The organism is Duganella sp. Root198D2 (assembly GCF_001428585.1).
GTDB lineage: Bacteria > Pseudomonadota > Gammaproteobacteria > Burkholderiales > Burkholderiaceae_D > Rugamonas.
Window position 1 is genome coordinate 129,638 of record NZ_LMIC01000006.1, and the last position, 12,791, is coordinate 142,428.

The window sequence follows — 12,791 nt, forward strand, 5'->3', positions numbered from 1 at the left end:
CGCCGGGCGCCTGCGGCTGCTGTCCTCCTTGCCCGGCAAGCCCGGTGCAATGTGGCGACGCCGCGTGCTGCTGCGGCTGGCCCTGGTCGCCACGGCCCTGCTCTTGCCGCTGCTTGCCGGGGCGATACTGTCGCACGCTGCAGTGGGCGAAACAGCTTTCATGGCCGGCGCCGCGCTGCTTTACCTTGCCTTCTGGTGCGGCGTGGCAGCCTGGGGGGCGGCGCTGGCGCGCAGCGCGGCAGCAGGTGCCGCATTATTGCTGGCCGCCTTCGTACTGTTCGCGCTGGTGCTGCCGACTGGCGTCAACGCCATGCTGGAACGCGCAGTGCCGGTCGTCCAGGGCGCGGAATTGGCGCTGGCGCAGCGCCAGGCCGTCCATACGGCATGGGACAAGCCGCGGGAAGAGACGATGCAGCGCTTCTTCCGCACGCATCCGGAGTGGAAAGATGCGGCGCCACTGCCGGAAGGATTCCACTGGAAATGGTATTACGCGATGCACCAGGCCGGGGATGACATGGTGTCGGGCCAGGCAGCGCTATACCGCCAGGCGCTATGGTCGCGCGAAGTATGGACGCGCAATGCAGGCCTGGTGCTGGCGGGGGTAAACGTGCAGGTTCTGCTGCACCGGCTGGCCGGCACCGACATGGAAGCGCGGCAGGCTTACCTGGATCGCGTCGCGGCCTACCACGAGCGTGTGCGACGCCACTTCTATCCTTACGTCTTCAATGACAAGCCCTTCGGCCCCGCGGACTTCGCACGCCTGCCGGTCTACTCGCCTGCGAGCGGGAACGGCATCCCGCCCTGGCCGCTGGCCGCAGCAACCCTGCTACTGGGCCTGCGCCAAACCGCCCGCGTAGCCGGCTAAGCCGCAAATCAAAATGTCCACCTTGGGGTCAGGAACGAATGTGGACATTTCTTGCAGCAATTACAGCTTGATGAAGTTCTCGCGGTAGTACTTCAGTTCTTCGATCGACTCGATGATGTCGGCCAGCGCGGTGTGTTTTTGGGCTTTCTTGAAACCGGCCACCATTTCCGGCTTCCAGCGGCGGCCCAACTCCTTCAGGGTCGAGACGTCGATATTGCGATAGTGGAAGAAGGCCTCGAGCTTCGGCATGTACTTGACCATGAAGCGGCGGTCCTGGCCGATGGTGTTGCCGCACATTGGCGATTTGCCGTTCGGCACCCATTGGCGCATGAAGGCGATCAACTCGGCTTCGGCCTGCGCTTCGCTCACAGTCGACGCTTTCACGCGGTCGATCAGGCCGGAGCGGCCGTGGGTGCCCTTGTTCCAGGCGTCCATCTTGTCCAGCGTCTGGTCCGACTGGTGAATCGCCAGCACCGGGCCTTCGGCCAGCACGTTCAGGTGCATGTCGGTGACCACCATTGCCACTTCAATAATGCGGTCGGTCTCAGGTTCCAGGCCGGTCATTTCCATATCGACCCACACCAGGTTCATCTCATTCGGGCGCTGTGGGCTGGCCGGGGTTGCTGGGGTGTCGTTCGCTTGTGACATAATTCTCTCTAAGACAATATAAGGCAGGATTAATCCGCCATTTTCTCACAGGCACAGAATGTATTCACACGCGTTTTCGTTTTTGTTCGTTGCTTTTTTAACATTAACCCTGGTGGTGCGCTTCTGGCTCGCCTCGCGCCATATCCGCCATGTGCTGCAAAACCGCGCCGCCGTGCCTGCCGATTTCGCAGAAAGAATCCCGCTGGCCGCCCACCAGAAGGCTGCTGATTACACCATTGAGCGCACCAAACTCGGGCTGCTCAGCATGATGGTGTCCAGCATTGCGCTGATCGGCTTTACCCTGCTCGGTGGCCTGCAATGGCTGTCGGCTACCCTGTTCAACGCCACTGGCGGCGGCATGACTTACCAGCTTGGCCTGATCATCGCCTTCGGCCTGGTGTCGGGCCTGATTGACCTGCCGCTGGATTACTACCGCCAGTTCACGCTGGAAGAGCGCTTCGGCTTCAACAAGATGAGCAAGCGCCTGTTCTTCATTGACCTGCTCAAAGGAGTGGGCATCGCTGGCGTGATCGGCCTGCCGCTGGTGTGGGTCATCCTGGTACTGATGGAAAAATCGGGCAGCCTGTGGTGGCTGTATGCCTGGTTCGTGTGGTGCGGCTTCCAGCTGCTGGTGATGGCGCTCTACCCTAACCTGATTGCACCGCTGTTCAACAAATTCACGCCGCTGGCCGACGAATCGCTGAAACAGCGTATCGAGGGCTTGATGAAGCGCGTCGGTTTCGCATCCAAGGGCTTGTTCGTGATGGACGGTTCCAAACGCAGCGCGCATGGCAATGCCTACTTCTCAGGTTTCGGTGCGGCCAAGCGCATCGTGTTCTACGACACCCTGGTATCCAGCCTGTCGCCGCAGGAGGTTGAAGCGGTGCTGGCGCATGAACTGGGCCACTTCAAGCTGAAACACATCATCAAGCGCATCGTGGTCATGTTCGGCCTGTCGCTTGGCTTCCTTGCCTTGCTGGGCTACCTGAAAGGCCAGCTCTGGTTCTACACCGGCCTGGGCGTGAACCCGATCATCGTGCCCGGCCAGGCCAACGACGCACTGGCGCTGCTGCTGTTCATGCTGGTGCTGCCGGTATTCACCTTCCTGTTTGGCCCATTGACCTCGCTCAGCTCGCGCAAGCACGAATTCGAGGCCGATGCCTTCGCCGCCAAGCATACCGACGCGCGCGACCTGGTGTCGGCGCTGGTCAAGATGTACGAGGATAATGCCTCGACCCTGACCCCTGATCCGCTGCACTCGGCCTTCTACGATTCGCACCCGCCCGCCAGCGTGCGGATCCGTCAACTCAATCTGGCGGTATCCCAATGACAGCGAATATCCACACCGCGGCCGATTTGCGCGCCCTGCGCTGCAGCCACCAGACGCAGGCCCTGGATGCAGCCGAAGCGCTGCGCCTGTGCCAGCTGCTCGATGGCTGGAGCATGGCCAGCGGCAAGCTGGTGAACACCTTCGGCTTCAACAACTACTACGAGACCATGGCTTTTGTGAATGCGCTGGCCTACATCTCCCATCGCGAAGACCATCACCCTGAGCTGGTGGTGGGCTACAAGACCTGCCAGGTGCGCTATGACACGCACTCGGTGAACGGCTTGTCGATCAACGATTTCATCTGCGCCTCCAAGGCCGATGCACTGGGCCAGGCATGAGCAAGGGAACCAAACGAACCGGCACCATCATCGCAGCCCACGGTCGCCACTACCTGGCGGAAGCGGAGGGCCAGCGCCTGCAATGCGTCACGCGCGGCAAGAAGACCAATGTGGCAGTGGGCGATTTCGTCGACCTGACCCTGACTTCGCCCGACCAGGCGGTGATCGACAAGATCCAGGAGCGCAAGACGCTGCTGTACCGCTCCGACCAGTACAAGTCCAAGCTGCTGGCAGCCAATGTAGACCAACTGTTCATCGTGGTCGCGACGGAACCAAGTTTCTCGGACGACCTGGTGTCGCGCGCCCTGGTGGCGGCGGAGGCGGCCGGCATCCACGTGCGCCTGCTGCTGAACAAGGTCGACGTGACCGAAATGCTGGAACATGCGCGCAAGCGCCTGCAGGTGTATTCGGCCATGGGCTATGAGGTGATCGAAGTGTCGGCTACCGGCCAGCCGGAGCAGACCGGCGCCACCCTGGCGCCGCTGCTGCAGGGGCACTCCTCGATCCTGATCGGCCAGTCCGGCATGGGCAAATCGTCCCTGATCAACATCCTGGTGCCGGACGCCGATATCGCCACCCGCGAAATCAGCGAGGCGCTGGATACCGGCAAGCACACCACGACCTTCACCCGCCTGTACCACGTGGGCCCCGATTCAAGTGTGATCGATTCGCCGGGCTTCCAGGAATTCGGCCTGTACCACCTGAGCGAAGGCATGCTGGAACGGGCCTTCCGCGATTTCCAGCCCTATCTGGGCGCCTGCCGGTTCTACAACTGCCGGCACCTGAGCGAGCCGCAATGCGCGGTACTGGAGGCTGTCGGCGAAGGCAAGATCGCGAAAATGCGGCATACGCTGTACGGCCAGCTGTTGCACGAGTCCTCGCAAACGCTTTATTGACGGGACGCCGATGCAGCTTCTGTTTGCCGATGACGATGCGGTTGCGCAGTGGGAGCTTGAGCTCCTGCCCCTGCGTGGCGTTATGCGGCTTCCAGTGCTGCTGCCGCTGGCCTGGCATTTGCGGCAACGCGACGGCAAGCGCGCGCAGGAACTGGCGCGCGAAGCGGCTGCCCTGGCGTCCGCCGCCCAGTTGCCGGATATTGCGCGCGCCGGCCTGGAAGCGCGCCTGCTCCTGGTGGACGCTGAAATCCGCTGGCTGCTCGGCGAACTCGATGTCGCCTGGGCCCTGGCGGCCCGCGCCATGGAGGCATTCGAAACCCATAACGACTGCATCGGCCGCGCCGACACCCATTGGCTGAAAGCGTGGATCTCCGTCGACCGCGGCAACCACGGCCAGCGCGATGCGGAACTGGAGGCGTGTTCGCTCTGGGCCCATCAGGCCGGCGACCAGCAGCGCGCCACCATCGCCGATGCGGTCCAGGCGCGCTGGGCGGCCTTGCGCGACCTGCACGCCGCCACCGAGCGCTGGGGTTCGCGCTTCGACCTTGCCGAAGATGTGGCGCCCAGCGTCGATTGCTGGATCAACGATTTCTTCGCCATCGCCGCCAGCCAGGCCGGCGACATCGGCAATTCCGCCGGCTTTTACATCCGCAGCCATGAGGCGGCGCTGGAAACGGGCCAGGTCCGCGCCGCCGCCACCGCCGCCATCAATATCGCCGAGAAGTTTTCGCAATTGAACGACCACCACTCCGGCCTGGAGTGGATGCAGCGTGCCATGGAGCTGGCCAAGCCCACCGGCTGGCCGCGCAGCATCGGCTCCTGCCTGGTGCACACGGCCGATATCGTGCGCCGCCTGGGCCGCCTCGACGCGGCGGAAGACTTGCTGCGCGAAGCGCTGGTGATCCTGGCGCCGCAGGCGAACGGGCGCACCTACGCGATCGCCCTGCAGCACCTGGGCGAACTGTGCCTGGACAAGAAGGATTATGGCGAAGCGCTGGACGCCTTCCAGCGCCTGTCGGAGCGCGCCGAGGCCCTGCAGCAGGGCGACTTCAAGATCGTGGCCCTGCGCGGCCAGGCCCACGCCCTTTGCTACCTCAATCGTTCGCTGGAAGCGCTGGACATGGCGCAGCTGGCGGTGGAGCGCGCCGCGCGCCACCACAATGCCTTCCACCACGTGGCCGCGCTGCGCGTGCTGGCACTGATCCACGGCCAGCTCCAGCTGTCGGCGCCGCCCGGCATGGAGGCGCCGAACGCGCGCCTGCACTACCTGCACAAGGCGCTGGAAGCGGCGCAGACCATCAAGGGCTACACGGTGCCGGGCGACCTGTATGACGCACTGGGCGCCGAGTATGCGCGCCTGGGCGACTTTGCCCGCGCGTATGAAATGGCGACTGCCGCCAGCGCCGCGCGCGAAAAGACCCATACACTGGAAGCCACCAGCCGCGCCATCGCCATGCAGGTGCACCACCAGACCGAGCAGGCGCGCGCGGAAGGCCTGCACCACCGCGAGCTGGCCATGTCCGAGGCACGCCGCGCCGAAGTGCTGCAGCAGACCAGCAAATTGCTGGAACGCCTGTCCGCCATCGGCCAGGAAATCACGACCCACCTCGATGCGGGCGCCGTGTTCCAGGCACTGGACCGCCACACCCACGCCCTGCTGTCGGCCAATACTTTCGCGGTCTACCTGGTCGACCCGGCGGGCCGCCAACTGGAACGCGCTTTCGGCGTGGAAGCGGGCCAGGCCCTGCCCCGCAACGCGATTCCGCTGGTGCACCCCAGTGCCTACACCGCGCAATGCCTGCGCGAGCGGCGCGAGGTGTACATCGACCAGATCCCGGCTGAGCGCGACAGCACGGTGACACCCGGCACGGCAGCCAGCCGCAGCGCGCTGTACGTGCCGTTGCTGGTGGGCGAACGGGCGCTGGGCGTGATGACGGTGCAAGCGATGCACGCCAACGCCTACGGTGAACGGGAGCGCCTGATTTTCCGCACGCTGTGCGCGTATGGCGCCATCGCCCTGGATAACGCGCTCGCCTACCGGCAGCTGCAGGAGGCCCAGTCGCAACTGGTGTCGCAGCAAAAACTGGCGGCCCTGGGCGCGCTGATGGCCGGCGTGGCGCACGAATTGAATACGCCGATCGGCAACAGCCTGCTGATTGCCAGTACGCTGGAGCAGAAAACCACCGAACTGGAAGAGGTGGTCAACGGCCGCGGGCTGCGCAAGTCCGAACTGCTGGCCTTCATCGACGATGCGCGTACCGCTTCCACCCTGGTGATGCGCGGCCTGCACAGCGCCGCCGACCTGGTGTCGAGCTTCAAGCAGGTGGCGGTCGACCGCACCACCGAGCAGCGGCGCATCTTCAACCTGCACCAGGTGACGCATGAAGTGGTGGCCACGGTGATGAACCGCATCCGCAAGGACGGCCACCAGATCGAATTCGAGGTGCCGGAGCTGATCATGCTGGACAGCTACCCCGGCCCCTTCGGCCAGGTCATCACCAACCTGATCAACAACGCCCTGCTGCACGCCTTCGACAGGCGCGAAGGCGGCCAGCTGCACCTGGCGGCGGCGACGCCGCAGGAAGGGCGCGTGCTAATATCGTTCACTGACAACGGCGGCGGCATCGCGCCGGAGAACCTGACGCGCATATTCGACCCGTTTTTCACCACCAAACTGGGGCAAGGCGGCTCGGGGCTGGGGTTATCGATCAGTTACAACATCGTCACTTCCCTGCTGGGCGGCCAGATCGCCGTCGACAGCGGCGCCACAGGCACCACGTTCACGCTGGACCTGCCGTTATCGGCGCCGCGGCATGACCCCGAACGCCCGGCCACGATTTATTGAAATGCCCGTATAATCTTTAGTCCACCGCAGCAAAACTTTGCAAAGATGTCTATACCACCTAAAAGCATCAAGCACTATCTCCAGTTCAACGACCTGACCCTGGAGGAGTACGAATATGTGATCGCCCGCGCAGCGGAAATCAAGCGCAAGTTCAAGGCCTACGAGATTTACCACCCGCTGATCGACCGCACCCTGGTCATGGTGTTCGACAAGAACTCGACCCGTACCCGCCTGTCCTTCGAGGCCGGCATGCACCAGCTGGGCGGCGCTGCGATCTACCTGAATACCCGCGATTCCCAGCTGGGCCGCGGCGAGCCGGTGGAAGACGCGGGCCAGGTCATGTCCCGCATGTGCGACATCATCATGGTGCGCACCTTCGGCCAGGACATCATCGAGCGTTTCGCAGCCCATTCGCGCGTGCCGGTGATTAACGGCCTGACCAACGAACACCATCCATGCCAGGTCTTTGCCGACATCTTCACCTTTATCGAGCATCGCGGCTCGATCAAGGGCAAGGTCGTGGCCTGGGTGGGTGATGCCAACAATATGCTGTACTCCTGGCTGCAGGCGGCCGAAGTGTTCGGTTTCCACGTCAATGTCTCTACGCCGCACGGCTACGACATGGACATGTCGCTGGTATCGACCGACCGCTACACCTTCTTCGCCAACCCGTCCGATGCCTGCGAAGGCGCAGACCTGGTCAACACCGACGTCTGGACCTCGATGGGCTACGAAGAGGAAAACGCCGCCCGCCTGAAGGCCTTCGACGGCTGGATCGTCGATTCCGCCAAGATGTCCCGCGCCAAGCCGGAAGCCCTGTTCATGCACTGCCTGCCGGCCCACCGCGGCGAAGAAGTCGCGGCCGAAGTCATCGACGGCCCGCAATCCGTGGTCTGGGACGAAGCGGAAAACCGCCTGCACGTGCAGAAGGCCCTGATCGAATATCTCTTGCTCGGCAAGATCGCCTCCGAACACCCAACTGACTGAGAAAACCATGAGTGACGTTAAAAAAGTAGTCCTCGCCTACTCCGGCGGCCTGGACACCTCCGTGATCCTGAAATGGCTGCAGGACAACTACCACTGCGAGATCGTGACCTTCACCGCCGACCTGGGCCAGGGTGAAGAGCTGGAGCCGGCACGCGCCAAGGCGCTGAAGTTCGGCATCAAGCCTGAGAACATCTTCATCGACGACGTGCGCGAAGAGTTCGTGCGCGACTTCGTGTTCCCTATGTTCCGCGCCAACACCGTGTACGAAGGCGAATACCTGCTGGGCACCTCGATCGCGCGTCCGCTGATCGCCAAACGCCTGATCGAAATCGCCAACCAGACCGGCGCCGACGCCATCTCGCACGGCGCCACCGGCAAAGGCAACGACCAGGTCCGCTTCGAACTGGGCGCCTATGCGCTGAAGCCGGGCGTGCGCGTGATCGCTCCATGGCGCGAGTGGGACCTGCTGTCGCGCGAAAAGCTGCTGAAATACGCGGAAGACGCCGGCATCGCCGTCGACATGAAGCACAAGAACGGCGGCGCGCCATACTCGATGGATGCCAACCTGCTGCACATCTCCTTCGAAGGGCGCCACCTGGAAAACCCAAGCGCCGAAGCCGAAGAATCGATGTGGCGCTGGACCGTCAGCCCGGAAGCGGCGCCGGACCAGCCGGAGTACCTGGACATCGAATTCGAAAAGGGCGACATCGTGGCCCTGAACGGCAGCCGCATGTCGCCTGCCACCGTGCTGACTGAGCTGAACCGCCTGGGCGGCAAGCACGGCATCGGCCGCCTGGACCTGGTGGAAAACCGCTACGTCGGCATGAAGTCGCGCGGCTGCTACGAAACCCCTGGCGGCACCATCATGCTGAAGGCGCACCGCGCCATCGAGTCGATCACCCTGGACCGCGAAGTGGCCCACCTGAAGGACGACCTGATGCCGCGCTACGCTTCGCTGATTTACAACGGCTACTGGTGGGCGCCGGAGCGCGTTGCGCTGCAAACCCTGATCGACCACACCCAGGCAACCGTGAACGGCTGGGTACGCGTCAAGCTGTACAAGGGCAATGTGATCGTGGTGGCCCGCGATTCGAAGACCGATTCGCTGTTCGACCAGACCATCGCCACCTTCGACGAGGACGGCGGCGCCTACAACCAGGCCGACGCCGGCGGCTTCATCAAGCTCAACGCGCTGCGCATGCGCATCGCCGCCAACGCACGCAATAAGCGCGGCCAGTAAGCTGCTCCCCCGCTTCGCCAAGACGGGCCGCTTTGCGCGGCCCGTTTTTTTTGCTACATTGCCTTGGAAGAAAGCCCCTCGTCCCCGGAGACCAGCGCATGAATAATCTAAGTATTAAAAATAAACTGTACATCGGCTTCGGCAGCATAGTGGCAATCATCTTGCTACTGTTGGTCCTGGCCTATAACAATTTCGCCAGCCTGACCGATGCGAACAGGTGGGACAGGCACACGATGGAAGTGCTGATCGAGCTTGACCGGATCAACAGCGTATCGTTGCAGATCCAGGTCGATGCGCGCGGCTACATCCTCACCGGCAGCGAGTCCTTGATCGCCAGCGAGCGCGAAAACGGGGAACTGCTGAAGCAGCATGTCGTGAAAGCGGTCCAGCTTACCGCCGATAACCCGCAGCAGAACGAGCGTTTGAAGCGCGCGCAGGCTTTATTGGCCACCTGGGCCGACGTCAACATCCGGCGCCAGATCGACAAGCGGCGCGCGCTTGGCGAAACCAAGGGCGCGGCTGAAGTCCTGGGGCAGTCCTCGGAACTGAAGGAAGCCGGCGCGATTGTCAACAGCGCGCGCGAGCTGCTGGAGCAGGCTGCCGAGGAAGAGCGCCGCCTGTTGGCGGAACGCAGCACCAAGGCAGTCGACCTGCACACCAGCCAGAATAACCTGATCATTGGCGGCGGCGCCGCCGTGGTCGTGCTTTCGCTGCTGATCTCCTATACGCTCGGCCGCGCGATCCTGGGACCGTTGAGCAACCTGACCGCAGCGCTGGCCCGCCTGGGCAGCGGCGATCAGGCGGCACGCACGGAGGTGACCTCCGGCGATGAACTGGGCAAGGTCAGCGAGGATTTCAACAAGATGGCCCAGCAACTGCAGGATTCGAGCCAGCGCGAGGTGGAGCAGACCAACCAGTTGCGCGCAAAAGTCGACGCCCTGCTTGAATCCGTGTCGCGCGCGGCCGGCGGCGACATGACCGGCAAGATCACCGTCACCGGCGACGATGCGATCGGCCAGCTCGGCGAAGGCCTGCAGCGCATGTTCGACAACCTGCGCCAGTTGCTGAACAACGTGCAGAAAGCCGGCATCCAGGTCACCACCTCGGCTACCGAGATTGCTGCCTCGGCCAAGCAGCAGGAAGCAACCGGCGTCGAACAGGCGCAGACTTCGGTGGAAGTGCTGAGCACGACCAAGGAGATTTCTTCGAACACTGCGCAGCTCCTGAAAACCATGGAAGATGCGACTGCGGTAGCCGACTACACGACCAGCGCCACGTCCGAAGCGCAAGGCAACCTGCGCCGCATGGACCAGACCATGCAAAACATGGTCAACGCCACCGACTCGATCAATGCCAAGCTGGCGGCCTTGTCGGAAAAGGCTTCCAACATCAACTCCGTGCTGACCACCATTACCAAGGTGGCCGACCAGACCAATATCCTGTCGCTGAATGCCGCCATCGAGGCCGAGAAGGCCGGTGAAGCAGGACGCGGCTTCTCGGTGGTGGCAACTGAGATCCGGCGCCTGGCCGACCAGACCTCGGTGTCGACCTGGGATATCGAACAGATGCTGAAGGAAATGCAGTCGGCCGTCTCGGCCAGCGTGATGGGCATGGACAAGTTCTCGGAAGAGATCCGCCGCAGCGTGGGCGAAGTACGCCAGGTGACCGACCAGTTGTCGGGCGTGATGGACCAGGTGCAGAAGCTGGCGCCGCAATTCGACGCCGTGCTGCAAGGCATGCAGGCGCAGGCGGTCGGGGCGCAGCAGATCACCGAGACCATGATGCAGCTGAACGATGCCACGCAGCAGACCGTTGAGTCGCTGAAGGCTACCAGCGAAGCCGTGCACCAGCTGCAATATGCGGCCGGCGACCTGCAATCGAGCGTCTCCACTTTCGCCGTGAACGCATGAGAGTATTAGTCTTCCACATTGGCGCCGACCGCTACGGCCTTCCGTTGCGGCAGGTGCGGCGCGTGCTGCCCTTGCTGGAGCTGAAGGGTATTCCGCTGGCGCCGGACTGTGTGGCGGGCTTGCTCAACCTGCACGGCGACCCGATGCCGGTGATCGACCTGTCGCGCATCAGCGGCGGCGCGCCGGCGCGCCAGCATTTCGACACCCGCATCGTACTGGTCGATTACACGGCGCCCGGTGGCAAGGTGTACGCGCTGGGGCTGATGGCCGAGCGCGTACAGGGCGTGCAGGACGTTTCGACGCAGGACCTGGCGCCAAGCGGCGTGCAGGGTGCTCCTTTCCTGGGCCGCGTGGCTGGCGATGCGAAAGGCCTGGTGCAACTGGTCGAGGTGAACGACCTGCTGCCGGCCGAGTTGCGGGCGCGCCTGTTCCCGGCGCAGGCTGAAGCCATATGAATGTGCTTTCCACATTGCGCCGCCTGACCGGCATGAACCTGGCCCGCAGCACGGTCGAACAGGCGGTGAAGCGGCGCATGCAGGCCACTGGCGAAACGGTGCGCAAGGCTTATGCCGACCAGCTTGGCGAGGCGGAGCTGCGCGAGCTGGTGGAACTGGTGGTGGTGCCGGAGTCCTGGCTGTTCCGCGATCCGCAAGCGTTTGCAGCGGCGGCCGCGTTCGTGCGCCAGCGGCTGGCCGAAGGGGCCAAAGTCGTACGCATCCTGTCCGTGCCCTGTGCCGGCGGCGAGGAGCCTTATTCCATGGCGATGGCCTTGTGCGATGCTGGCGTAAAACCACAATCGTTCGTGATCGACGCCGTGGATATCAGCGCAGCCTGCATTGCGCGCGCCGAAGCGGGCATATTCGGGCGCAACGCTTTTCGCGGCCAGGATTTGTCGTTCCGCGAGCGCTATTTCACCTGCTCCGGCGACGATGAACTGTACCGCATCAACGATGCGCTGCGGGCGCGCATCCGCTTCGGCCGGGGCAGCATACTGGAAGGCGAGCTTGGCTCGGCGCGCCAGTACGACGTCATTTTCTGCCGCAACCTGCTGATCTATTTCGATGAGCAGACCACCACCGCCGCCATCGAGCGCCTGTCGGAGCACCTGTCCAGTGACGGCATGATCCTGGCGGGGTACGCGGAGGTGCCGTCTTTCGTCCGCCACGGCTTTTCGCCCCTCCCGCACCGCCAGGCATTCGCCCTGCGCAAGGACATCAAGCGGCCTGGCGCCCCTGCCCGCGCCGCCCTGCCCGCCGGCGCCGATCGCACGCAACGCCCCGCGGGCCAAGCCGCCGTCCCGTCCGGCGCCCGGCAGCACCCGGCGGCCGCGCCTGGCGCTGCACGCCCCAGCGTCCGGCCCAGCGGCACCGCGCCGGCCGCGCCAGCCGCTACACCGCCGATGGCCGCCGCCGGCGACCAGTCCCTGCTCGCGCATGCGCGCAAGCTGGCCGACGCCGGAAAACCGCAGGAAGCCGCCGCCGCCTGCCGCGAATTCCTCGCCCGGCAGCCCGAATCGGCCGACGCTTATTTCATCCTCGGCGTGCTGGCAGAAACTGCCGGCAAACCAGGCGACGCCGAAACGCACCTGAAACGCTGCATCTACCTGCAGCCGGACCATTACGAAGCCCTGTGCCACCTGGCCCTGCTGCAAGAGCAAGGCGGCAACAGCAGCGCCGCCGCCACGCTGAAGGCACGTGCGGCGCGCGCCTTCCAGCGCCAGCAGCCATAGTGA

The 12,791-nt window shown here is 64.0% G+C and carries 11 protein-coding genes; 10 read left to right on the plus strand and 1 reads right to left on the minus strand.

Going from position 1 to position 12,791, the window contains the following annotated elements; all coding sequences use genetic code 11:
• Nucleotides 1-49: 49 nt before the first annotated feature.
• Nucleotides 50-865 carry a DUF3526 domain-containing protein gene (locus tag ASE26_RS08745; protein WP_057246045.1) on the plus strand — a complete coding sequence of 272 codons (816 nt, stop codon included), beginning with the start codon at nt 50-52 and terminating at the stop codon, nt 863-865.
• A gap of 60 nt (nt 866-925) precedes the next feature.
• On the opposite strand, the gene orn is transcribed toward ASE26_RS08745, so the two are convergent.
• The gene (gene orn / locus ASE26_RS08750; protein ID WP_200953841.1) at nt 926-1,513 is read right to left on the minus strand and encodes an oligoribonuclease; all 588 of its coding nucleotides are present in this window, start codon (nt 1,511-1,513) and stop codon (nt 926-928) included.
• 58 nt (nt 1,514-1,571) lie between these two features.
• Between orn and ASE26_RS08755 the strand changes: the two genes are divergently transcribed.
• From ASE26_RS08755 to ASE26_RS08795, 9 genes are all read left to right on the plus strand, one after another.
• On the plus strand, nt 1,572-2,843 hold the full coding sequence (locus ASE26_RS08755; RefSeq protein ID WP_055935297.1) for a M48 family metallopeptidase: 1,272 nt from the start codon (nt 1,572-1,574) through the stop codon (nt 2,841-2,843).
• Nucleotides 2,840-3,181 carry a 4a-hydroxytetrahydrobiopterin dehydratase gene (locus ASE26_RS08760; RefSeq protein WP_055935299.1) on the plus strand — a complete coding sequence of 114 codons (342 nt, stop codon included), beginning with the start codon at nt 2,840-2,842 and terminating at the stop codon, nt 3,179-3,181. The genes ASE26_RS08755 and ASE26_RS08760 overlap by 4 nt, the downstream gene beginning before the upstream one ends.
• On the plus strand, nt 3,178-4,077 hold the full coding sequence (gene rsgA, locus ASE26_RS08765) for a ribosome small subunit-dependent GTPase A (RefSeq protein WP_055935301.1): 900 nt from the start codon (nt 3,178-3,180) through the stop codon (nt 4,075-4,077). Before ASE26_RS08760 ends, rsgA begins: the two co-directional genes overlap by 4 nt.
• A 10-nt stretch (nt 4,078-4,087) precedes the next feature.
• Nucleotides 4,088-6,922 (plus strand): ATP-binding protein, encoded by a 2,835-nt coding sequence (locus ASE26_RS08770; protein ID WP_057246047.1) that lies wholly within the window; start codon nt 4,088-4,090, stop codon nt 6,920-6,922.
• A 45-nt stretch (nt 6,923-6,967) separates the two neighbouring features.
• On the plus strand, nt 6,968-7,909 hold the full coding sequence (argF, locus tag ASE26_RS08775) for an ornithine carbamoyltransferase (protein WP_055935305.1): 942 nt from the start codon (nt 6,968-6,970) through the stop codon (nt 7,907-7,909).
• 7 nt (nt 7,910-7,916) lie between these two features.
• Nucleotides 7,917-9,149: an argininosuccinate synthase gene (locus ASE26_RS08780; RefSeq protein ID WP_055935307.1), complete on the plus strand. Its 1,233-nt coding sequence runs from the start codon at nt 7,917-7,919 to the stop codon at nt 9,147-9,149.
• Nucleotides 9,150-9,247: 98 nt separating this feature from the next.
• Nucleotides 9,248-11,059 (plus strand): methyl-accepting chemotaxis protein, encoded by a 1,812-nt coding sequence (locus ASE26_RS08785; protein ID WP_055935309.1) that lies wholly within the window; start codon nt 9,248-9,250, stop codon nt 11,057-11,059.
• Nucleotides 11,056-11,514, plus strand: a complete 459-nt coding sequence (locus ASE26_RS08790) for a chemotaxis protein CheW (protein ID WP_055935311.1) — start codon at nt 11,056-11,058, stop codon at nt 11,512-11,514. Before ASE26_RS08785 ends, ASE26_RS08790 begins: the two co-directional genes overlap by 4 nt.
• Nucleotides 11,511-12,788 (plus strand): protein-glutamate O-methyltransferase CheR, encoded by a 1,278-nt coding sequence (locus ASE26_RS08795; protein WP_057246049.1) that lies wholly within the window; start codon nt 11,511-11,513, stop codon nt 12,786-12,788. The genes ASE26_RS08790 and ASE26_RS08795 overlap by 4 nt, the downstream gene beginning before the upstream one ends.
• The last annotated feature ends 3 nt before the right edge of the window (nt 12,789-12,791 follow it).